Annotated in this window: 15 protein-coding genes and 2 pseudogenes; 4 read left to right on the top strand and 13 right to left on the bottom strand. The window is 73.7% G+C overall.

Annotated features, from left to right (window positions below; genetic code table 11):
* Window positions 1–41 precede the first annotated feature (41 nt).
* From murC to mraZ, 11 genes and pseudogenes are all read right to left on the bottom strand, one after another.
* On the bottom strand, window positions 42–1595 hold the full coding sequence (gene murC / locus G443_RS23795) for a UDP-N-acetylmuramate--L-alanine ligase (protein ID WP_051314227.1): 1554 nt from the start codon (window positions 1593–1595) through the stop codon (window positions 42–44).
* Window positions 1592–2737 (bottom strand): undecaprenyldiphospho-muramoylpentapeptide beta-N-acetylglucosaminyltransferase, encoded by a 1146-nt coding sequence (gene murG / locus G443_RS23790; RefSeq protein WP_245588907.1) that lies wholly within the window; start codon window positions 2735–2737, stop codon window positions 1592–1594. The genes murC and murG overlap by 4 nt, the downstream gene beginning before the upstream one ends.
* A 549-nt stretch (window positions 2738–3286) precedes the next feature.
* A pseudogene (locus tag G443_RS23785) lies at window positions 3287–4240 on the bottom strand (FtsW/RodA/SpoVE family cell cycle protein); the annotation flags it as partial.
* A 164-nt stretch (window positions 4241–4404) separates the two neighbouring features.
* Window positions 4405–5913 carry a UDP-N-acetylmuramoyl-L-alanine--D-glutamate ligase gene (gene murD, locus G443_RS23780; RefSeq protein WP_026420014.1) on the bottom strand — a complete coding sequence of 503 codons (1509 nt, stop codon included), beginning with the start codon at window positions 5911–5913 and terminating at the stop codon, window positions 4405–4407.
* A gap of 45 nt (window positions 5914–5958) precedes the next feature.
* Window positions 5959–7032 (bottom strand): phospho-N-acetylmuramoyl-pentapeptide-transferase, encoded by a 1074-nt coding sequence (gene mraY / locus G443_RS23775; RefSeq protein WP_026420013.1) that lies wholly within the window; start codon window positions 7030–7032, stop codon window positions 5959–5961.
* Window positions 7029–8551 (bottom strand): annotated as a pseudogene (locus tag G443_RS23770) (UDP-N-acetylmuramoyl-tripeptide--D-alanyl-D-alanine ligase). Before G443_RS23770 ends, mraY begins: the two are co-directional and overlap by 4 nt.
* On the bottom strand, window positions 8548–10095 hold the full coding sequence (locus G443_RS23765; protein ID WP_035292742.1) for a UDP-N-acetylmuramoyl-L-alanyl-D-glutamate--2,6-diaminopimelate ligase: 1548 nt from the start codon (window positions 10093–10095) through the stop codon (window positions 8548–8550). Before G443_RS23765 ends, G443_RS23770 begins: the two are co-directional and overlap by 4 nt.
* Before the next feature lie 179 nt (window positions 10096–10274).
* On the bottom strand, window positions 10275–12140 hold the full coding sequence (locus G443_RS23760; protein WP_026420010.1) for a peptidoglycan D,D-transpeptidase FtsI family protein: 1866 nt from the start codon (window positions 12138–12140) through the stop codon (window positions 10275–10277).
* Window positions 12140–12871: a cell division protein FtsL gene (ftsL, locus tag G443_RS23755; protein ID WP_051314226.1), complete on the bottom strand. Its 732-nt coding sequence runs from the start codon at window positions 12869–12871 to the stop codon at window positions 12140–12142. The genes G443_RS23760 and ftsL overlap by 1 nt, the downstream gene beginning before the upstream one ends.
* Entirely contained in the window at window positions 12868–13917 is a 1050-nt protein-coding gene (gene rsmH, locus G443_RS23750) for a 16S rRNA (cytosine(1402)-N(4))-methyltransferase RsmH (protein ID WP_272480996.1), read from the bottom strand. The genes ftsL and rsmH overlap by 4 nt, the downstream gene beginning before the upstream one ends.
* Before the next feature lie 210 nt (window positions 13918–14127).
* Entirely contained in the window at window positions 14128–14559 is a 432-nt protein-coding gene (gene mraZ / locus G443_RS23745) for a division/cell wall cluster transcriptional repressor MraZ (protein WP_026420008.1), read from the bottom strand.
* A gap of 452 nt (window positions 14560–15011) precedes the next feature.
* Here mraZ and G443_RS23740 point away from each other — a divergent pair, with 452 nt between their 5' ends.
* The 3 genes from G443_RS23740 (at window position 15012) to G443_RS23730 (ending at window position 20019) form a co-directional block, all read left to right on the top strand.
* Window positions 15012–16094: an AAA family ATPase gene (locus G443_RS23740; RefSeq protein ID WP_026420007.1), complete on the top strand. Its 1083-nt coding sequence runs from the start codon at window positions 15012–15014 to the stop codon at window positions 16092–16094.
* A 104-nt stretch (window positions 16095–16198) separates the two neighbouring features.
* Window positions 16199–17482, top strand: a complete 1284-nt coding sequence (locus G443_RS23735) for a DUF58 domain-containing protein (RefSeq protein WP_026420006.1) — start codon at window positions 16199–16201, stop codon at window positions 17480–17482.
* Entirely contained in the window at window positions 17482–20019 is a 2538-nt protein-coding gene (locus G443_RS23730) for a transglutaminase TgpA family protein (protein ID WP_155886227.1), read from the top strand. The genes G443_RS23735 and G443_RS23730 overlap by 1 nt, the downstream gene beginning before the upstream one ends.
* A 392-nt stretch (window positions 20020–20411) precedes the next feature.
* Here the strand turns inward: G443_RS23730 and G443_RS23725 are convergent, their stop codons facing one another.
* Together G443_RS23725 and G443_RS23720 are read right to left on the bottom strand one after the other, a co-directional pair.
* On the bottom strand, window positions 20412–20822 hold the full coding sequence (locus tag G443_RS23725; RefSeq protein WP_026420004.1) for an SCO2097 family morphological protein: 411 nt from the start codon (window positions 20820–20822) through the stop codon (window positions 20412–20414).
* A 256-nt stretch (window positions 20823–21078) separates the two neighbouring features.
* Window positions 21079–21813 (bottom strand): methyltransferase domain-containing protein, encoded by a 735-nt coding sequence (locus G443_RS23720; protein ID WP_026420003.1) that lies wholly within the window; start codon window positions 21811–21813, stop codon window positions 21079–21081.
* Between the two features lie 236 nt (window positions 21814–22049).
* Here G443_RS23720 and G443_RS23715 point away from each other — a divergent pair, with 236 nt between their 5' ends.
* Complete coding sequence (locus G443_RS23715) at window positions 22050–22871, top strand: ParA family protein (RefSeq protein ID WP_026420002.1); 822 nt, start codon at window positions 22050–22052, stop codon at window positions 22869–22871.
* Window positions 22872–22880: the final 9 nt, after the last annotated feature.

Genomic DNA, 22880 nt, shown 5'->3' with positions numbered 1-22880 from the left:
GGAACCGCTCCCCCGCCCGCCGCGCCCACCCGCCGCCGCCACTACCGGTCCGTTCCCGCGCCGCCCAGCCTGAGCGCGTCGATCACCTCGGGGCCGAGCATCGTGACGTCGCCGGCGCCCATCGTGATCACCAGGTCGCCCGGACGCGTGAGGTTCGCCACCTGCGCCGGCACCCGGTCGAACGAGGGTTCGTAGTGGACGTGTTCCGGTGGGAGGGGCACGGCCTCGGCGATCAGCGCGCCGGTCACCCCGGGCCTGGGTTCCTCCCTCGCGCCGAACACGTCGAGGACGAACACCTCGTCGGCCAGACCGAGCGCGGTCCCGAACTCGGGTGCGAACCGCTCGGTCCTGGAGTACAGGTGTGGCTGGAAGACGACGACGAGCCGGCCCTGGCCCGCCACGCCCCGCACCGCCTCCAGCTGCGCGCGCACCTCGGTGGGGTGGTGGGCGTAGTCGTCGTAGACGCGGACCCCGGCGCTCTCGCCCTTGAACTCGAACCTGCGGCGCACCCCCCGGAACCCGGCCAGCCCCGCCAGCAGGTCCTCCTCCGGGCCACCGGCCTCCATCCCGGCGAGGAGCGCGGCGACCGCGTTGGACCCCATGTGCTCCCCGGGGACGGCCAACCGGACGTCCAGGCGGCGGCCCGCCGGCTCCGCCGGCCCCTCCGGACCGACCTGACCGCCGTCGGCGGCCGCGCCGTCCCCGCCGGCCGGGGTGGCCGGGGCACCGGCGGTGTCACCCAGGACCTCCACGGTGGTCACCCCGCCCACCTCGTCCGGGCGGTGGCCCAGGATCCTGGCATCGCCTGGGGCCGTCACGGCGGACCCGTAACGGCGGACCCGGACCCCCCTGGCCGCCGCGCGGTCCCCGAGCGCCGCGGCGCCGGGGTCGTCCTGGCAGACGATGAGGACCCCGTCGGCGGGGATGCGGTCGACGAACTCGTCGAAGACCGCGACGTAGGCGGCCTCGGTCCCGTGGTGGTCGAGGTGGTCGGCCTCCACGTTGGTCACGACCGCCACCGACGGCTCGAACACCAGGAACGACCCGTCACTCTCGTCCGCCTCGGCGACGAAGATCCCGCCGGTGCCGTGGTGGGCGTTCGCGCCCGACTCGTTGAGGTCGCCCCCGATGGCGAAGGACGGGTCGACGCGGCACCGTTGCAGGGCGACGGTGAGCATCGAGGTGGTGGAGGTCTTGCCGTGCGTGCCCGCCACGCACACCACCCGGTGACCGCGCATCAGCTCGGCCAGCGCCTCCGCCCGCCGGACGACGCGCAGGCCGCGGCGGCGGGCCTCCGCCAGCTCCGGGTTGTCCTCCCGGATCGCCGTGGAGACGACCACGGCCGTCGGGTCCGCCTCGAACTGGTCGAGGTGGGCGGCGTCGTGGCCCACGCCGACCCGTGCTCCCTGCGCGCGCAGCGCCAGCACCGTCCGCGAGTCCCTGGCGTCCGAGCCGGACACCTCCGCGCCCCTGGCCAGCAGGATGCGCGCGATACCGCTCATCCCGGCCCCGCCGATCCCGACGAGGTGCACCCGGGACAGCGGTCCCCCCTCCCGGGTCGGGTCCTGCCGCCCGTCCCTGCCTCCGCCCGTCACCGGCGTGCCACCTCCAGCACCATGTTGGCCAGCTTCACGGCGGCTTCCCGGTGGCCGAAGCCCTGCGCCGCACTCGACATCGTGGCGAGCCGGTGGCCGTCGAGCAACAGCGGGACGACGGTCTCGGCCACCTTCTGGCTCGTGAGGTCCTCGTCGGCGACGAGGAGTCCCCCGCCAGCGTCCACCAGGGGCCGGGCGTTGAGCGCCTGCTCGCCGTTGCCGTGCGGCAGGGGGACGAAGACGGCGGGCAGGCCCACCGCGGAGATCTCGGCGACGGTCATGGCGCCGGAGCGGCAGAGCACCATGTCGGCCGCGGCCAGCGCCAGGTCCATGCGCTCCAGGTAGGGGACGGCCACGTAGGGCGCGGCGCCGGGCACCGACTGCACCGCCAGGGTGTTCTTCTGGCCGTACGCGTGCAGGACGCCGATCCCGGCCCTGGCCAGTTCCCCCGCGGCCCCGGCCACGGCGGTGTTCAGCGACCGCGCCCCCTGCGAGCCACCGGTGACCAGCAGGGTGGGAGCGGTGGGGTGCAGCCCGAAGTGCTGCCGGGCGTGGGCGCGCAGCGCCGCCCTGTCGAGGGACGTGATGGACTCGCGCAGCGGGATGCCGACCACCTCGGCGTTGGGCAGGCCGCTGCCCGGGACCGCCGCCGCGATCTTGGTCGCGAACCGGGCGCCGACCTTGTTCGCCAGGCCGGAACGGGCGTTGGCCTCGTGGACGACGATGGGGACGCGTCCGCGTGCCGCCAGGTAGGCGGGCAGCGAGACGTAACCCCCGAAGCCGACGACGACGTTGGCCCCGACCCGGGTGAGCACCTCCTTGGTGCGCCGCACCGAGTCCCGGACGCGCAGGGGGAGCTTCAGCATGTCCGGGCTGGGCTTGCGGGGCATCGGCACCGGGGGGATGAGCTCGAGCGGGTACCCCCGCGCGGGGATGATCTTGTTCTCGAGTCCTCGTTCGGTGCCCAGGGCCACGACCCGTGCCGTCGGGTCGAGGCGCCGGACGGCGTCCGCTAACGCCAGCGCCGGCTCGATGTGGCCGGCGGTGCCGCCGCCGGCCACCACCACGCACAGCCCGGCGCGGGCCGGTTCCGCCCCCGGGTGGTGTCCGGGCCGCCGGTCACCGGCCCCGTACGGAGGCATCTCTGGACCACCAGGACCGCCCTGACCGCTCAACAATGACCTCCCCGTTCCGACCGGGCCCTCACCGGCTCCGGTGTCCTCGTCCGACGTGCGCGTCCACCGCCGCGCCCTGCTGGTCGCGGTGGTGCGCCGGCGCACGTCCTTCTCGTGTGTGTCGTGTTCGCGTCGTCCGTCGTCTGGTGTTGCCGGGCGTTCGTCCGGTTCTCCTCCGCCCAGCCCGGTGGTGACCCGGTCAGGGCGACCGGCGTCCCCGTTGCCGGGGTCCGCCTCCGGTGCTCCTCGCCGGGTTGACCCGCCGGCGGCCCGCCGTGGCCGGGCGCCGCCGCCGCGCCGGGCCGCGGTGTTCTGGCCGGTCCGCCGGGGTGGGGCTGACGGCCCGACCGGTCGGCGACGACCGGCGGGGGGCCGGTAGGGGTCGGGCAGGGGGAGCCGGAGCCACCGGCTCACCCGGGTGCTGCGCTGGGCCCGCAACGCGGCGACGGCCTCCGGTTCGTGCCGGGCCAGGTTGGCCAGTATGCCGAACACGACCATGGTCGTCACCGTCGCACTGCCCCCCGAGGAGATCATCGGGAGGGGGAGCCCCGTCACGGGGAGGAGACCGACGACGTAGCCCACGTTGATCGCGGCCTGCCCCACCAGCCACACGGTCAGGGAACTGGCCACCAGGCGCATCCACGGGTCGGTGTTGCGGGCCGCGATGCGCAGTCCCACGTAGCCGAGGGTGCCGAACAGGCACAGCAGCAGCACCGCTCCGACGAACCCGAGTTCCTCCCCGACCACGGCGAAGATGAAGTCGTTGTGCACCATCGGCAGGTAGGACCACTTGGTGCTGCCCTGCCCGAGTCCCTGGCCGAAGAGCCCGCCGTCCGCCAACGCGTACAACGCCTGGCGCGCCTGGTACCCGGCGTCGAGGTGGTCGTCGCCGTCGCCGAGGAACGAGGTGATCCTGGCCAGCCGGTAGCCCGCCGTGAGTGCCAGCACGATCGCCCCGCTGACGAAGGCCAGCACCAGGATGGCGAACAGCCGCATCGACGCACCGGCGAACCAGAGCAGTCCCATCAGCACGATTCCGAGCGTGACGGTGCTGCCGAGGTCGGGCTGGAGCATGACGAGGGCGAACATCACCAGGGCCACCGGGACCACCGGCACCAGGACGTGCCGCCACTGGCTGAGCATGGCGCGTTTGGTGGCCAACACGTGGGCGCCCCACAGGCCGAAGGCGACCTTGGCGGCCTCGACGGGCTGGAACCCGACGGGACCGAGCCGGAACCAGCTCTGCGCCCCGCCCCCGGTGGAGCCGAGCGGGGTGAGCACCAGCACCAGCAGGACGACGCACATGACCAGCAGCGGCAGGCTGACCTGCCGGATGAGCCGGGGCGGGGTCCTCAGGGCCAGGTAGAACAGCACCAGCCCGACGGCGACGTACCCGAGCTGGGAGAGGAAGATCCGGTACGGGGAGCCGTAGGTCTGGATGGAGTCCTGCGCGGAGGCGGAGAGCACCATCACGAGACCGAACGCGGTGAGCAGCCCGAAGACCGCCAGGACCAGGTGGAACGACGTCAACGGGCGGGTCAGCCACGCGCTCCACAGGCTGCGGAGCAGCGCGAAGCCGCTGAGCCGGTCGATGGACCGCGTCGACTTCGCCCGTCCGCCGGTGGTGGTGGTGCTCACCGCGCCCCTCGCCGCCCGGCGCCACCGCCTCCAGCGGCGGGTGCCCGTCCCGGCCGGCCCGGATCACCGGCGGGTTCCCCGGCGACGAGGGACTCCACCGCCTCGACGAAGCGGTCACCCCGCTGCCGGTAGTCGGTGAACATGTCCATCGAGGCCGCCGCGGGAGCCAGCAGCACCACGGTCTCCTCGTCGCCGGCCAGTTCCCTGGCCACCGTCACCACCCGCGCCATCGCACTATCGTCACCCGAAAGGACGGTACGAACCGGGACCTCGGGCGCGTGTCGTGCGAGGGCCGCCGCGAAGACGTCGCGATCCGCGCCGAAGAGCACCACGCCGGCCAGCCTGGTCCGGGCCTCCCGGACCAGGTCGTCGACGGACGCGCCCTTGAGCAGACCGCCGGCCAACCACACCACGCGGTCGTGCCCGAGGAGCGAGGCCGCGGCCGCGTGCGGGTTGGTGGCCTTGGAGTCGTCGACGAAGGTAAGCCCGGCGACCCTGGCCACCACCACCGAGCGGTGCGCCCCCGGCTGGAACTCCCGAAGGCCGGCGCGCACGGCCGCCGGGGCGAGACCGTGCGCCCTGGCCAGCGCGGCGGCCACCAACGCGTCGGTGACACCGGGCGGCCCCGAGGGGTGGACGTCCTCGACCTCGGCCAGCACCACGGTGCCGGAGCCCTCGCCGTCGTCGGGTCCCGGTCCCTGTTCGGCGGCGGTCGCGTCCGGGCTGGCGGCGAAGGCTCGGTCGACCAGGCGCCCTCGCGACACCCCGAACTCGCCGGGCGCGGGTTCCCCCAGCCGCGCGGCGACACGGCGGCGGGCGGGGGACTCGGCGAGCATCCGCGCGGCGCGCTCGTTGTCCACGCCGGCGATCGCGACGTCACCGGTGAGCAGTCGCGCCTTGGCCGCCATGTAGGCGGCGAGGGACCCGTGCCAGTCGAGGTGGTCCTCGGCGATGTTGAGCACGGCCCCCGCCGCCGGCCGCACCGAGGGCGACCAGTGGAGTTGGAAGCTGGACAGCTCGACGGCGAGGACCCGGTGGCCGGCCAGCACGGCGTCCACCACCGGGAGTCCGACGTTCCCGCAGGCGACGGCGTCGATCCCGGCGGCCCGCAGCATCGCCTCCAGCATGCCCACGGTGGTGGTCTTGCCGTTGGTCCCCGTCACCGCGAGCCAGGTCGCCGGGCCGGCCGGCCTGGCCTGGTCGATCCACCAGGCGAGTTCCACCTCGCCGACGACCTCGATGCCCTCGGCGGCCGCCGCGGTCAGCAGTGGGCTGTCGGGCCGCCACCCGGGGCTGGTGACGACGAGCTCGGTCCCCTCGGGTGGCCGGGCGGCGCCCGCCAGGGTGTCGACCCCGGGGAGGTCGAGCTCGGCCAACCGCCGCTCCGACCCGTCCGCCACCGTCACCTCGGCCCCGACCGCCACCAGCGCCCTGGCCGCCGACACCCCGGAGACCCCGGCTCCGGTCACCAGCACGCGCCTCCCGGCGAGGGCGGTTGCGTCCACTGCCTCTCCCACTTCCTCGAACGGTCTCGGGTCTCACCTGCCCGGCTAAGGGGTGAGACCGAACTCCACGGCCCAGTCGCTGTAGAACACGCCGAGCCCGAACAGGCAGGTCACCCCCGCCATCAGCCAGAACCGGATGATGACGGTGGTCTCCGCCCAACCTCCCAGTTCGAAGTGGTGGTGGAACGGGGCCATTCGGAAGATCCGTTTCTTCGTCGTCCGGAAGACCAGCACCTGGAGGCTGACCGAGGCCGCCTCGACGACGAACACACCACCGATGATGACCATGAGGAGTTCGGTCTTGGTGGTGATGGACAGACCGGCGAGCAGACCACCGAGGGCCAGCGACCCGGTGTCGCCCATGAAGATCTTCGCGGGCGCGGCGTTCCACCACAGGAAGCCGATGCAGCCCGCCATCGCCGCGGCGGCGAGGATCGAGAGGTCCAGCGGGTCACGGACGGCGTAGCAGCCCGCGGTGTCCCGCAGCCCGCAGTCGTAGCGGAACTGCCAGAAGGTGATCAGCACGTAGCTGGCCAACACCATCGCCGCCGTGCCACCCGCGAGACCGTCGAGGCCGTCGGTGAGGTTCACCGCGTTGGACCAGGCCATGACGGCCAGGTTGCAGAACACGATGAACCCGACGACGCCGAAGGAGATGGCGGCGAAGTCGCGCAGGAACGACAGGTGGGTCGACGCCGGGGTCAGCCCGTCCGAGTTGGGGAAGTTGACGGCCAGCACGGCGAAGGAGATGGCCGCGACGAACTGCCCGACCAGCTTCGCCGTCTTGTTGAGACCGAGGTTGCGCTGCTTGCGGATCTTGAGGAAGTCGTCGAGGAACCCGACGAGTCCGAGGACCGAGGTGAGCAGCAGGACGATCAGACCGGACGCGGTGGGGCCGTCGCCGACCGTCAGGTGGGTGACGAAGTACCCGGCCCAGATGGCCACGAGGATCGCGACGCCACCCATGGTGGGCGTGCCGCGCTTGCTCTGGTGGCTCTGCGGGCCCTCCTCCCGGATCTCCTGGCCGAAGCCCTGCTTGGAGAACAGCCGGATCAGGTAGGGGGTGAGGAGGATGGAGACGGCCAGCGCGACGGCGGCCGCGATGAGGATCGCTCTCACGCGGCACCTCCCGCGGCGCCGCCACGCTCACCGGCCAGCAGGCTCTCGGCGACCCGCCACAGCTCGGCGACCTTCGACGCCTTCACCAGGACCACGTCACCCGGCCGCAGCTCCTCCTCCAGGAGCCGCGCCGCCGATCCGACGTCGGGCACCAGTACCGCCTCCTCGCCCCAGGAACCTTCCAGGCACGCGCCCTGGTACATGGGGCGGGCCTCCTCACCGACTACAACCAGGCGGCTGATGTCCAGCCGCACCGCCAACCGGCCGATCTCGTCGTGCGCGGTGGTGGAGTCCTCGCCCAGCTCGCCCATCGGCCCCAGCACGGCCCAGCTGCGACGTCGACCGGCGGGGGCGTCCCGCGCCATGGTGGCGAGGGTCTTCAATGCCGCCCGGACCGATTCCGGGTTGGCGTTGTAGGAGTCGTTGACGACGGTCACCCCGTCGGCGCGGTCGGTGACCTCCATCCGCCTCGGGACCGGCGGACCGCCGAGGACAGCGAGGCCGCGACGTCGGTGACCTCGGCTCCGCACTCGAGGGCGACGGCCGCGGCGGCCAGGGCGTTGCCGACCTGGTGGGCTCCGTGCAGGCCGAGGCGCACCGGTGCCGATCCGCGCGGTGTCACCAGCCGGAAGCTGGCCCTGGCCTGGTCGTCGAGGACCACGTCCTCCGCCCGGACGTCGGCGGAGGGCGCGAGCCCGACCCGGACGACCCGGGCGGTCGTCCGCTCCGCCATCGCCGCCACCAGGGGGTCGTCGGCGTTGAGCACGGCGACGCCACCCTCGGCGGCGGACGGCAACGCGGCGGGCAGCTCTCCCTTGGCCCTGGCCACCGCCTCCCGGGAGCCGAACTCGCCGAGGTGGGCGCTGCCCACGTTGAGCACGACCCCGATCCGGGGCGGGGCGGCCTCGCACAGGGCCGCGATGTGCCCCTCGCCCCGGGCCGACAGCTCCAGGACGAGGTGCCGGGTGCGCTCGTCGGCGCGCAGCACGGTCCAGGGGTGGCCGATCTCGTTGTTGAACGAGCCGGGCGGCGCCACGGTCGGGCCGAGGGGTCCCAGGACCTGGGCCACCAGGTCCTTGGTGGAGGTCTTGCCGGAGGACCCGGTGATCCCCACCACCGTCAGGTTCCCCTCGGGTCGACCGGGTGCCGTCAGCCGGTCGGTGACGTCCCTGGCCAGGGCGGCCAGGGCGGCGAGGACCGCCGCGCCCTCCCCCGCGACGTCCGCGGCCAGCACCATGGGGTTGCCGCTCGGGCCGGAGCCCGCGGCGACCGGCGGGACGATGATGGCGGGGGCGTCGACCTCGTGGGCCGCCAGTACGGCCACCGCTCCCTGGCTCACGGCTCGCGCGGCGAAGTCGTGGCCGTCGACCCGTTCCCCGGGCAGCGCCACGAACAGGCCGCCTGGCCCGACCTTCCTGGAGTCGAACTCCACCGACCCGGTCACCTCGACCGAGCCCTCGCAGCCGTGCGGCCGTCCACCGACGGCCCTGGCGATCTCAGCCAGGCTGAGCCTGATCACCGTGCCTCCTCAACAGCGCGGGCCTCGATGGCCTCCGCGAGTACTTCCCGGTCGGAGAACGGGTGGACGACGCCGGCGACGTCCTGCCCCGTCTCGTGGCCCTTGCCGGCCACGACGAGCACGTCGCCGGGGGCGGCCCGCCTGACCGCCTCGACGATGGCGTCGCGACGGTCGCCGATCTCGACGATGTCCCCGCGCTGCACGTCGGGGACGTCGTAGGCGCCCCGCAGCATCTCCGCGCGGATGGAGGCCGGGTCCTCGCTGCGCGGGTTGTCGTCGGTGATGATCAGCAGGTCGCTGCCCCGCGCGGCGGTCTCGCCCATGGCGGGGCGCTTCCCGGTGTCCCGGTCCCCGCCGCAGCCCAGGACCGTGATCACCCGGCCCCGGGTCTGGGCCCGGACGGCGTCGAGCATCGCGGCCACCGCCGCCGGCTTGTGCGAGTAGTCGACCATGGCGACGAAGGGCTGGCCGAGGGCGACCCGTTCCATGCGCCCGGGCACGTCGACGGCGGCGAGGCCGCGTTCGATGGCGTCGACGGGTACCCCGGCCTCGTGGAGGCACGCGGCGGCGACCAGTGCGTTGGCGATGTTGAATGAGCCGGGGAGGCGGAGCCAGACCCTGGCGACGATCCCCTCCGGGCCGACGGCCTCGAACCGCTGTTCCCCGCTGGGCATCGCCTCCACGTCGCGTGCCGTCCAGGTGGCCGCTCCGGCGCCGGTCGACACGGTCACCGTGCCGTCCCGGACCAGGCGGGCACCCCAGGGGCCGTCCACGCAGACGACCTCGCGGCGCGCCCTGCCGTCGAACAGCTTCGCCTTGGCCGCGAAGTAGTGCTCCAGGTCGGGGTGGAAGTCGAGGTGGTCCTGGGAGAGGTTCGTGAACGCGCCGACCGCGAAGTGGGTGCCGGCGACCCGGCCGAGGCTGAGGGCGTGGCTGGAGACCTCCATCGAGACCGACCGGACGCCGCGTTCGAGCATCACGGCGAACAGCGCCTGGAGGTCGGGGGCCTCGGGGGTGGTGAAGGCGCTGCCGAGCCGTTCCCCGGCGACACGGGTCTCGACGGTGCCCACCAGGCCGGTCGTCAGCCCCGCCGCCCGCAGGCCCGCGTCCAGCAGGTAGGTCGTGGTCGTCTTCCCGGCCGTGCCGGTGACGCCGATCACCTGGAGGGACTGGGAGGGGTCGCCGTAGATGCTGGCGGCGAGCGGGCCCAGCGCGGACCGGGGGTCGGGGTGCACCAGCACCGGCACGGAGCCGCCGGCGGCGGTGGCGCGGCCGGCGCCCTCCTCGTCGGTCAGGATGGCGACCGCGCCGGCAGCCACCGCCTGGCCGGCGAAGTCGGCGCCGTGCGCCCGGCCGCCGGGCAGCGCGGCGAAGAGATCCCCGGGCCGGGCCTCCTGCGCGCGCAGGGTGGCCCCGGTGACGACCGCGGCAGCGGTGTCCGCAGTGGACGGTGTACCCGTCTCGGCCAGTGGGCGGGCCGCCACCAGACTGGCGAGCTCGGCAACTGACCTCGGCTCTACTCGATGTGGTCGCAACGAGGCCATGGCTGCTTTCGGATTGGAGAGGACGGACACGGGCGAAAGGCTACCGACGGGCCACCGGCCCCTTGACACACGGCTCCTCTCCTGGATCTTCCCGCCAGATGGCAGGATCCGCCCGTCGGGACCGGGAACCCCGAGGGGGGTCCCGGGTCCACCCGGCGGGTGCGCGCCGTCGCCGCGGTTCAGCGCAGCGTCAGCTCGGCCACGGGACTGGGCTCCTCCGACAGGGGGATCTCGTACCGCTGGGTCAGGTAGGAGGCGATCTCCCGGAACAGCGCCGCGGACGAACTGCTGTGCTCGGTGCCCAACCGGTTGAGCATGACCGCCACCACGAACTGGGGGTCCTCGGCCGGCACCATGCCCGCGAAGGTGATCCAGTGGTCCTCCCGGCTGTAGCAGCCGCACTCGGGGTCGATCTGCTGCGCGGTGCCCGTCTTGCCGGCGATCTGGTAGCCGGGGAGCGCGGCCGCCGTGCCGGTCCCCCGTTGCCCCGGGGCGTCCTGGACCACCGCCCGCAGCATGTCGCGGACCGTGCGGGCCGTCTCCGGGCTGACCACCCGCACCCCCTCCGGCCGGGGCCGGTCGAGTCGCTCGCCGTCCGGGGAGATCTCCGCCTGGATGATCCTCGGCGGCACCCGCACCCCGTCGTTGGCGATCGCCTGGTACATGCCGGCCATCTGCAACACGGTCACACTGAGGCCCTGGCCGATGGGCAGGTTGCCGAAGGTGCTGCCGGACCACTGGTTGAGCGGGGGGACATAACCGGCGCTCTCCCCCGGAAGACCGACTCCGGTACGCTCTCCCAGGCCGAAGCGGCCGAGCATCTCGGCGAACCGTTCCCTGCCGAGCTGGTCGGCCACCATGAGGGTTCCCACGTTGGAGGAACGCGCCAGCACCCCGGTCAGCGTCATCCGCTCGACGTTGTGCGACCAGGCGTCCCTGATCACCCGGTCGGCGACCTGGATGCTCCCCGGAACGTCGAGCACGCTGTCCGGACGCAGGTGGCCGTCCTCGATGGCCCCGGCGGCGGCCACCACCTTGGCGACCGAGCCGGGTTCGAAGGCGTGGGTGACCGCCGGGTTGCCCATCTCGTCCCGGGTGGCGCCGCTGGTGTCGTTGGGGTCGAAGCTGACGTCGTTCGCCAGGGCGTAGACCTCGGCCGTCCTGGCGTCCAGCACGACGGCGCTGCCGCTCTCGGCCCCGGTCTCGGCGACGTAGGAGGCGAGTTCGTCCTGCAACACGTACTGGAGGTCGGAGTCGAGGGTGAGCGCCAGGCTGGAGCCCGGGGTGGCCTCCTCGATGACGCGGGTCGACCCGGGGATGGTGATGTTCCTGGCCCGGTCGAGGCTCAGGATGCGTTCGCCGTCGCGGCCGGCGAGCAGGGTGTTCTCCGAGTTCTCCAGGTGCGCCATGCCCAGCACCCTCGGCTCGTCCTGGTCGAGGCGCCAGTTGGCGAATCCCAGGATGTTGGAGGCCAGGTGCCCGCCCGGGTAGGTCCTGGTCGCCCGGTACTCGGTGGCGATCTCGGGGTACTCGGCGGTGATCTCGTCGGCCTTGCTCGGTTCGATGGGCCTGCTGGTGAGGTAGGTGAACCGGGCGTCCCGGGACAACGCCTCGCGCAGGGTGTCCTCGTCGACGGCGTCCCCGAGCGCGTCCTTGATGAAGGCGGCCATGGTCCGCTTGTACTCGGCGGGGTCCTCCCCCAGCTCCTCCCGGTCGGTCTCGATCTGGTTCGGGCTCGCGGTGAGCATCCGCGCCTCCCCGCTGAGCGCCAGCGGGTTGCCCTCCCTGTCGTAGATCGCGCCGCGCTCGGCGTGGATGCGCTGGGAGACCTCGCGTTGCCGCAACGACTGCTCGGACAGGGCAGCGGCCTCGAAGGTCTGGACCTGGACGAGTTTGACCCCGGCGGCGAGCAACGCGATGGCGAGTCCCAGCCGGGCGATCCGCAGCCGGAGGCTGTGCTGCCGCGCGTCGAAGGGCCCGCGCGGCCGGGAGGACCTCAGCTGCCCCGAGCTCCTGGTGGGGCGGCGGCGGGTGCTCGAGGGCATCAGTCCTCGCCCCCTTCCCCAGCCTGGTCACGAGCCGCCGCGTCGAGGACCGGGCGACCGGGCTGGTGGCCGGGGGCCTCCTCCCGGGAGGTGTCCTGGGCCGCCTCGTCCCCCGCCGCGCCGGTCGGATCCCCGGTGCCCCCGGCCGCACCGCCGGGCGGATCGGCGTCCCCGTCGGGGGCCTGGTCCTCGGCGCCGTCCCGTTCCTCGCCGGTCGTGCTGTCCTCGTCCGTCCCCGCACTGCCACCGGCCGCCGCGACGGGCGCCTCCACGGGGGACGGGGTGCCGACGACCCGCACGGAGTCGTCCGGCTCGACGACGAGGCGGGCCGGATCCCGCGCCGCGACCAGTCCCAGCTGTTGGGCTCGCTCGGCGAGGGCGGGTGCCGCCTCCTGCCGGGCGATGTCCTGGCGCATCGCCGCCGTCTCCTCGGTCAGCGAGTCCACGTCGGACTGCAACTGCTCGAGGTAGTAGGCGTCGTCGCCCGCCGCGGTCGACAGCCAGAGGGTGGCGACGAGGCCGGTGCTGAGCAGGGCCATCACCAGGAGCACGAAGGGAGCCTTGGTGGCTTTGCTCCCCGAGCTGGCCAGCAGCCCACCCAGCCCGCTCCGGCGACGACGCCGGGGGCTCGGAGCGTCCCGCCGTCGGGGTTCGCTCCGCGCGCCCGCCTGGCGAACGGGCGTTCCGATGGTCCGCTCGCGGCGGCCCCGGGTGGGCGTGCGGGTGGTCATGGTCGTGTCCCCCTGGGTTTCCGGATCCGTTCGGCGGCCCGCAGGCGGACCGAGGCCGCCCTCGGGTTCTCCTGGATCTCGTCCTCGCCGGCCTGTTCGGCGCCCCTGACCAGCAGGCGCAGCTCCGGCTCGTGTCCAGGAAGTTCGACCGGCAGCCCTGCCGGTGTGCTCGACTCGGCGCGCGGCGCCACCGCCCGCTTGACGATGCGGTCCTCCAGGGAGTGGTAGGACAGCACCACGAGGCGACCCGACACCGCGAGGCTGTCCACGGCGGCGGGGATCGCCGCGCGCAGGACGTCGAGCTCGGCGTTGACCTCGATGCGCAGGGCCTGGAAGGTGCGTTTCGCGGGATGCCCGCCGGTGCGGCGGGCCGGGGCCGGCACCACGTCGTAGAGCAGCCGCACCAGCCGTCCGCTGGTGGTGAAGGGTTCCTTGGCCCGTTCCCTGACGATGGCGGCGGCGATCCGGCTGGCGAACCGCTCCTCGCCGTACTCGCGCAGGATGCGGACGAGGTCCTTGCTGGGGTAGTCGTTGAGGACGTCCGCCGCGCTCGGACCGGCGCCCTGGTTCATCCGCATGTCCAGCGGGGCGTCCTGGGCGTAGGCGAAGCCCCGCTCCCGGGCGTCGAGTTGGAGGGAGGAGACCCCGAGGTCGAACAGCACGCCCTGGACCAGGGGTGTTCCCAGCTCCGCCAGCACGTCGGGGAGTTCGTCGTAGACCGCGTGCACCGGCCTGATCCGGTCGCCGAAGGGGCGGAGCCGCTCTCCCGCGAGTTCCAGCGCCTGCGGGTCCCGGTCGAGACCGACCACGGTCAGCTGGGGGAAGGCGGTGAGCAGCGCCTCGGTGTGCCCGCCGAGCCCGAGGGTGGCGTCGACGACCACCGGTCGCTCGCCGGCCAGGGCCGGTGCGAGGAGTTCACGCACCCTGCCCAGCATCACGGGGACGTGGCCGTACCCCCCGCCGGAGCCTCGCTCCGCCGCCGTCCCGTCGTCGTCCCCCACGCCGGTGTCGGCACCGCCGGGGACGGCCGTTGGCTCGTCGCCCATGGCCTCCTCCTTCGTCGTCGGCGCCCCATCATCCGGATCTTCGCTCCCGGCTCGCCCCCGGGTCCGGAAAACGGCGGAATCGGGTGCGGTCAGGTCCCCGCCCGCCCGAGTGCCCTGGCACCGGGGAAGGTGTGCCAGGGCCGTCAGCCGAGCGGACCGAGGCCTCACCGCACCCGATTCCCAGCTCTGCTCGAACCTGCCCGGTTCGTCTCAGAAGATTCCGGGCAGGACCTCCTCCCTCGCCTGGGCGTAGGAGTCCTCGTGCTGGTCGAGGTAGGTCTGCCACGCCTGCGCGTCCCAGATCTCGAGTCGCGTGATGGCGCCGATCACGACGCAGTCCTTGCGGAGGTTCGCGTAGCGGCGCAGTTCGGGGACGACGGCGATGCGGCCCTGCCCGTCGGGTTTCTGCTCGTCCGTGCCGGCGAAGAGGTAGCGCTGGTAGGCGCGGACGGACTCGTTCGTCAGCGGCGCCTGCGCGACGCGGCGCGCCATCTCCTCGAACTCCGCGCGGGGGAAGACGTACAGGCAGTGATCCTGGCCCTTGGTGACCATCAGACCCTCCGCGAGCGCGTCCCGGTACTTGGCCGGCAGCGTCAGCCTGCCCTTGTCGTCGAGCCTGGGACTGTGCGTGCCGAGGAACACCCCGCACCACCTCCCGCCCGGCTCGGGTGGAACCGGCCGTGGGGTCCCCGTCGCCCCACCGCGCGCCACATTACCCCACCACAGCCCACCGTCAACGCGGATCGGAGCGCGCCAGGCCCGAATGTCGGACCGTTTCCGCTGGTAGGAGGATCGACGCGCGGTGGGGGGCGGTGGGGGGCCGCTCGCGTGTCGGCCGGCGGGGCAGGCGGCCGCGCCGGCGCCGACAACCCGGGAGGTGGTTGGTTTCGTCTCCGACCGGAGCGTGGTGGGGAAGAATGGAGATCATCATCCCGGGCTGCCAGTGTTGGCCGCCGCCGCACTCGTCACGGGACGGCCCCGGCGACGTTTGACAGACTGCGTCCCACACCGCCTCACCCAGGGCGCCGGCGCGGGGTCCGGCCCCTCACGAGGGAGCGGCGGTGTCGGGACGCCTGCGATGCACAGGAGGTCGTGTGACGCCGAGTACCGAGTCCCCAGCGCCGCCGAACGAACGAGCGGCTCCGGCCGACGAGCGACACCGGAGCGGCACGCTCGGGCTGTCCGAGCTGCACGCGATCACCGGCCGGATCGCGGCCAACGTGGAACGGGTCATCGTCGGCAAGCCCGAGGTGGTGCGGGTCGCCATGATCACGATGCTCGCCGAGGGGCACCTCCTGGTGGAGGACGTCCCGGGGGTGGGCAAGACGTCGCTGGCGAAGGCGTTGGCGAAGTCGGTCGGGGGCACCGTGAGCAGGGTGCAGTTCACCCCGGACCTGCTGCCCAGCGATATCACGGGTGTGTCCATCTTCAACCGGCAGAACAGCTCCTTCGAGTTCCGCGCCGGCCCGGTGTTCGCGAACGTCGTGGTCGGCGACGAGATCAACCGGGCCTCCCCCAAGACCCAGTCCGCGCTGTTGGAGTGCATGGAGGAACACCAGGTCACCGTCGACGGGCAGACCTACGCGTTGACGCCGCCGTTCATGGTGATCGCGACGCAGAACCCGGTGGAGATGGAGGGCACCTACGCGCTGCCCGAGGCCCAGCGGGACCGCTTCACGTGCCGGGTGTCGATCGGCTACCCGGACCCGGCGGCCGAACTGGCGATGGTGGACGAGCACTCCGGGCACGACCCGCTCGCCGAGCTGCGGCCGATGTGCACGGCGGCGCAGGTGCGGGAGATGGCGCACGCCGTGCGCGGACTGCACATGTCCTCCGAGGTCCGCCGCTACGCCGTCGACCTGGTGGCCGCGACCCGCCGAACACCCGACGTCCGGCTCGGGGCGTCCCCCAGGGCCACGTTGCACCTGGTCAGGGCGGCCCGAGCCCAGGCGGCGCTGGTCGGGCGGGAGTACGTGATCCCCGACGACGTCCAGGCGGTCGCCGTCACCGTCCTGGCGCACCGGCTGGTCCTCGCACCGGAGGCCCAGGCCGCCCGGCGCTCACCCGCCGAGGTCGTGCACGGTCTGCTGCAACGGGTGCCCGTCCCGCAGGGGGCCGGTTCGGCCCAGCAGCGGAGCGGGCAGTGGCCGGTCGAGCCGGCGCACCGCGCGCGCTGAGACAACGGTCCCGTGACCGAGCGGGCGGACAGCCTCCGTCGCCTTCCGCGTCCCCCAGTTCCCCGACGACCAGCAGCTCCCGGCGACGACGAGAAGGCAGAAGATTGACAGCGCTCTCCGGACTGACCACCCGAGGCCGGTGCCTGTTCGCGGCCGGCACCGCGGCGGCCCTGTGCTCCGTCGTGCTCGACGAACGCGACCTGCTGCGGGTCGGCCTCTTCACGCTGCTGTTGCCCCTGCTGTCCGCTCTCGTGACACGCCGGTCGCGCACGCAGGTGAGCGTCGAGCGCGCCGTCAGCCCGGCCCGGGTCCAGGCCGGTGACCTCGCGCGGATGCGGCTGACCGTGCGGGGGCGCGGGACCCTGGGCGGCGGGACGGTCCTGCTCCAGGACACCCTGCCCTACGCGCTCGGCGAGCGCCCCCGCTTCCTCGCTCCCCGGCCGGTGCGGGGGCAGTGCGTCGTGCTGACCTACGAGCTGCGGCCCACGCTGCGGGGCGTCCACACGGTCGGTCCGCTCGCGGCCAGGTTCACCGACGCCTTCGGGCTGGCCGAACACGACGAGGCGTTGGGCGAGCAGCTGCGGTTCGTGGTGACCCCGCGGGTCGAGGAACTCGCCGGGCATCCGGCCGGGTCGGGCACCGGGCGGGGGGAGGAGGGCATCGCCAGGGCGCGGTCGGGGCAGGGCCTGGACGACGTGGTCGTGCGCCCCTACCGGCACGGTGACGACATGCGCCGGGTGCACTGGCGGTCCACCGCGCGCCGGGACGAACTGATGGTGCGGGTCGAGGAGAGCCCCTGGGTGGGTGGCACGACCGTGCTGGTGGACGTGCGCAACGCCGCCCACCGGGGCACGGGGCCGGCGTCGAGCCTGGAGTGGGCGGTGTCGTTCACCGCCAGCGTCTGCCTGCACCTCAGGAGCACGGGCAAGGGCTTCCGGCTCCTGACCAATGAGGGGGTCCCGTTGCTCAGCGAGGACGTCCTCGGTTCCCGGAGCGACGCCGTCGTGCTCGACACGCTGGCCAGGTTGGCACCCTCGCGGCGGCGGGAGCTGGCCTTGGAGGCGGACCCGGCCGAGGGGCGTGACCTGGTGGCGGTGCTCGGCATGCTTTCGGCGGACGAGGCGCACCGGCTCGCGGTCCGCCGCCCGCCCGGGAGCCGGACCAGCGCGGTCCTGCTCGACGTCCGGCAGTGGGCGGGCCTCGGCGACACGATGGCGCCCAGCCAGGAGCCGGCCGCGCGGGTGCTCCGGGCAGCCGGGTGGCGGGTCGTCACCCCGCTTCCCGGTGAGGAGATGGTCGCGGTGTGGTCGCGGTTGTGCGGGCGGGGAGCGGAGGGCCCGCCGGCCACGCCGACCGCCCGGGCGGTCTGGCACGGAGGAGTCGGGTGATGGTGGGCGTGGAGGTGGGCCGGACCGACCTGGGGCGGCACGCGGCGAACGCGGTCCTGTGCGGGCTGGCGATGCTCGGCGCGGCGAGCGCGGTCACCGGCATCGTCGACGGGGCTGGGCCGATCCTCCTGGTGGCGCTGGCGGTGTTCACCGTGGCCGCCGCCGGTGTGGCGCTGCGCGTGATGCGGCTGCCGGCGTGGATCGTCGTCACCGGCCAGCTGCTCGTCCTGTCGTGCCTGGTCACCGTGCTGTTCACCGGGAGCGGTGTCCTCGGTCTGCTGCCAGGGCCGGAGGCGGTGCGCGAGGTGCTCGGGCTGCTGGGCGAATCGCTGGAACAGGTCAAGGTCGGGGTCCCCCCGGTCGAGGCGACCGCTCCCATCCTGTGCCTGCTCATGCTGAGCATCGGCGTGGTGGCCGTGGTGGCGGACCTGCTCGCGGTGGGGTTGCGCGCACCGGCCGCCGCCGGCCTGCTGTTGTTGTCCGTGTTCGCCATCCCCGCGTCCCTGGCCAGGGAGATGCTGCCGTGGTGGACCTTCGCGGCTGGCGCGGTGGGCTTCGCCCTCCTGCTGGCGGTCGACGGTCGGCACCGGCAACGCGTCCTCGCGGGGGCCGCGACGGACAGCGGGGCGCCCCGGAACCGGTGGACGCCGGCGGCGACCGCGACGACGGCCCTGTCCGTGGCCGCGGCACTGGTCGCGGGCGCGAGCCTGACCTTCATCGGGACCGAGGGGCGGTTCCCCGGTGGGGGCGGCGGTGGTGGGGGCGGTGACCAGGGCGGTTACGGCGTCGGGCTGAACACCTTCACCTCACTGCGGGGACAGCTGGACCGGGAGACCACGATCGATCTGCTGCGGGTCGAGGGGATGCGGGAGCGGCAGTACCTGCGGGCCTTCACCCTCAGCCACTACGACCCCGGGGAGGGGTGGCGGCTCGGCCCCGTCGACGAGGGCGTCGACGCCGCCGCGGGGCGGCCGTTGCCGCGCCCGGCCGGCAGCGCGCGCCTGCCCGCCGAGAGCAGTCGCATCCGTGTCGAACCGCTGAACTACCAGGACCACTGGCTGCCCGTGTTCGGAGTCCCCACCGTGGTCGACGACGTGGCGCCCGGCTGGCGCTACGACGCGCGCTCCGGCCTGATCTACGCCGAGGAGAGCCGGCGGGCCACCCCCTACACGGTCGAGGCGGTGGTGCCCGAGTACCCGCTCGAGGAGCTGCGCACGGCACCGGACCCGCAGAACGTCGACCCGGTGTACCTGCGGCTGGACGGGGTCACTCCCGAGGTGAGCGCGCTGGCCGACCGGCTGGCCGCCCCCCACGCGGCGCCGATCGACAAGGCCAACGCGCTGACCGCCTTCTTCCGCGACCCCGCGAACGGCTTCCAGTACAGCCTGGAGACCGAGACGGGCAGCGGTTCGGACGCCCTCGCGGACTTCCTGTTCGAGGGGCGCACCGGGTACTGCGAGCAGTACTCCTCGGCGTTGGCGGTACTGCTCCGGTCGATCGGGGTGCCGGCCAGGGTCGCGGTCGGGTTCAGCCCCGGGTACCAGACGGGCACATCACGGCTGATCACCAACAACGAGGCCCACGCCTGGGTGGAGGGCTACTTCGAGGGTTTCGGCTGGATCTCCTTCGAGCCCACGCCGCTCAACGACGGCCGGGCCGTGGAGCCGGCGCACAGCACACCGGAGGAGTCCGACCGGCCGGACCGCCCGGAGGAGACGGACTCGGTGCCGACCACGACGGCGCCCACCGACACCTCCACGACGACGAGCGACGCCCCCCAGGCCGGTCACGACGAGGGCGTCGTCGAACCGGGCAAGGGCGCGTTCCCCGTCGCGCTCTGGGTGTGGTTGGTGGTGGGTGTCCTCGTCTCCGCCGCCCTGACAGCGCTGGTGGCTGGTCTCACCCTCGGACGCCGGCGGGCGACGGGCACGGGCCCCGGGGAGTTGGACGCCTGGCTCCGGCCGGTGGCGGCCACCCGGCGGGTCCTGCGGTTCGCGCTGTGCGGAGCGGTGGCGGCGACCCTCGTCCCGGTGTTGTGGTGGTTGGTGCTCCCGGTGGGGCCCGACGGCCTGTGGTGGCTGGCGGCCGTCCTGCTGCCCCCCGCTGTCGTGGTCGCGTCGCCGCCGCTGCTCCGCTCCTCGCGGCGCCGCATCCGCCTCCAGACCGTCCGGTCCGGGTGGGCCGGTGCCGCGACGGCCGCCTGGGCGGAGGTGCTCGACCTGTGCGCCGACCGGGGTTCCGCTCCCCCGGCATCGGACACCGTCCGGGTCGCGGTGGACCGCCTCAGCCGGCAGTACCGGTTCGACGGCCGGACGGTGGCCGGTCTGACCGTGCTGGCCGAGGCGGTGGAACGGGAGTGGTACGCGCCGTCCGCCGCCCCGTCAGGGGAGTTGGCCGGGGCGTTGGACTCGGTGCTGGCCGGTTTCCACCGGAACGCGCCCCCGCGCTGGGTCGACCGGGTCGTTCCCCCCTCGACACGGCGGCGGCCGCGCCGGGCCCCCGAGGGGCCGTCGAGCGACGGGGCTGGGACCGAGTAGGGCACGCCGGGCCCCGGAGGTGGGGCGCGGCTGGACGCGCGCTGGAGGCTGGCTGGAGGCGGAGGGCCGAGTGTGTGCCGCCGGGCCGGGGTGGGCGGCCCACGCGTCCTCCCCCGCCGGCGGAGCCACCTGGCGGCGATGGCCTCGCCGATGCCGCCAGGCCGGGTCGAGGTGACCCGGGCGGGTCAACCCGGAGGACTCGGTGCGGTCGGGGCGGGCGCGGCCACCAGTGGCTCCTCGCCGTCCCCCCGGCTACTCGGGCCTGGTGGCGCGGCCCCCCAACAGAAGAAAGGCACCCCGGCCGAAGCCAGGATGCCTGTCTGCCTGCTGATGCGGAGGAACACGCTCGGCTCGCGGCCCGATCCTTCGCACCGGGCCGCACGCACCACGTCCTATTCGCCGTCGAACCGCCGGCGGAACCGCTCCTCCATCCGTTGGGAGAAGGAACTCCTCGACGTCCGGGACGTCGGTGGCGGCTCGCCTGCGCCTCCCCCTTCGGCAGGTTCCTCGGTCTCGGAGGAACTGGCCCGAAGAGCGGTCAACATCAGTACGGCACCACCGAACATGAGCAGGAAGCCGAAAACGCTGATGACCGGTATGTCCGCCACCCGTACCGGGAGTACCACTCCGAGCACGAGCGTGAGCAAACCAACGGCCAGCAGCGCGACGCCCTGGAGGCGCCGACGCCTGGAAGGCCTCCGCACGCGTGCGCCACGCACGTTGGAGGCGAACTTGGGGTCTTCGGCATAGAGCGCGCGCTCGATCTGGTCGAGCAAACGCTGCTCGTGCTCGGAGAGTGGCATGGCTCCTCCTCCGGCACAGCGATTGCGGCGCCGGACAATCCTTCGAGACTTCCGGCGGACGCCCTCATGGGGCGTCACGTCTAAGGATACGAGCCGCGCAACCCGACCACTACCCGGACCGACCACCAGAATGTTCGCACACGCACACATTATCGTCGTGCGAGGTCAGTGAGTCGATTGTTCGACGCGGAGGGCGGGCCGCACGGCAGCGACACCCCGTGTTCCCCGGATCGGGGGAAGACGGGCGGGCAGCTCCTCAGCGGGGGCGGCGGGCCAGCACGTGCAGCCGGCTCGACAGCTCGCGCAGGGGCGGTTGCCGCGCCGCGAGCAACTCCAGTTCCGCGAGATCACTGGGCGAGCAGGTGTCGAGCACGGACCCCGGCACCAGGTCGGTGACGGCCCCGTCCCCCTGGAGCAGTTCGACCGCCAACCCGGCGGCGGTCACCAGCTCCGACAGGCCGGCGGCGTCGAAGCGGCGGAGCAGCGGGTCGGCACCGGTGCCGGGGGCGAGGGTTCCGCTCGGCGAGGTCAGCACCTCCCTGGCCTCCGCGACACGTCCCGAGAGGACGCGGTGCAGGACCGCCGCGTGCCGGTTGGCCACCACCACGGAGATCGCGCCACCCGGGGCGGTCACGGCCGACAGCTCCGCCAGCGCGGCACCCGGGTTCTCCACGTACTCCAGCAGTCCGTGGCCCAGCACCAGATCGGCCCGGCCCGGTTCCGCCACGGCGGTCAGGGCCTCGGAATCGCCCTGCACGGCGGTGACCCGGTCCAGCACGCCCCGCTCCGCCGCCCGGGTGCGCAGCGTGGCCAACGCGTTCGGGCTCGCGTCGACGACGGTGACCTCGCACCCCGCCTCGGCCAGCGGCACCGCCCACACCCCGCTGCCCCCGCCCACGTCGAGCACCCTCGGCGGACGCCCGGCCCCGGAGCGGCGGCGCACCGCGACCAGTTCGACGTTCAACGCGGACAGCACGGCCTCGGAAACCATGGGACAGAGCCTAGAACCCGTCGTGCGGGAGTGGCGGCGGCCTCCCTCCCCGCGAACCGGCTCGTCCGGCCGGCCGTGGTTCGCGGCGTGCCAGCACCTCGACCACCCGGGGCCACGACCGGTTCCGCCCCGGTCGGCAGCGGGGCCGGCCCGGAGCTCGTTGGGCCGATGCAGTGACGGCTCCACCACTGATCGGGGCAGACCGTAGGCTGCAACCCGTGCTTACTACGGTGGCAGTGCTCAGCCTGAAGGGTGGCGTGGGGAAGACGACCGTCGCGCTGGGGTGCGCCTCCGCCGCCCTGCGGCGGGGCCTGCGAACCCTGGTCGTCGACCTCGATCCCCAGTGCAACACCACGGCTGCGATGGATCCCGCCGAGACGGACGCCGACCTGGCCGACGTCCTCGCCGACCCCTCGCCGGACACGGTGCGGGCGGCGATCGCACCCAGTTCCTGGGGAGAGGGGCTGGACGTCCTGGTCGGTTCGGAGGGCGCCGAGGGCCACAACGTCCCCAACCCGGGCGCGCCGGAGCTCTCCCGGCTCCGGGAGGTGCTGACGACGGTGCGCGAGCTGGACGAGGAGGAGGGGCTGCCCCCCTACCAGCTGGTGCTCCTCGACTGCCCGCCCTCCCTCGGCCAGCTCACCCGTTCCGCGCTGGTGGCCGCCCAGCGCGCCATGCTCGTGACGGAACCGACGATGTTCGCCGTCTCCGGCGTGCAGCGCGCGTTCGAGGCCGTCCAGGCGGAACGGGAGAACACCAACTCCGACCTGCAACCGCTGGGTGTCGTGGTGAACCGGGTGCGCCCCCGGTCGCACGAACACCAGTTCCGGATCAACGAGCTCCGGGAGATCTTCGGTCCGCTCGTGATGCCGGTGGTGCTGCCCGACCGCCTCGCGGTGCAGCAGGCCCAGGGCGCCTGCATGCCCATCCACCAGTGGGGCACCCCCGGGGCGCGGGAGGTGTCGCTGGCGTTCAACCTGCTGTTGGCCCGCGTGTTGCGCTCGGCGCGTGGCCGGCGGGCCGGGCGGGAGCCCGAGACCGAGCCCGCGTTCGACTGAGCCGGGCGG

This window comes from Actinoalloteichus caeruleus DSM 43889, assembly GCF_000429185.2.
GTDB lineage: Bacteria > Actinomycetota > Actinomycetes > Mycobacteriales > Pseudonocardiaceae > Actinoalloteichus_B > Actinoalloteichus_B caeruleus.
Note: the sequence above shows the minus strand (reverse complement) of the source record. Positions and strands in the feature narration are given on the sequence as shown.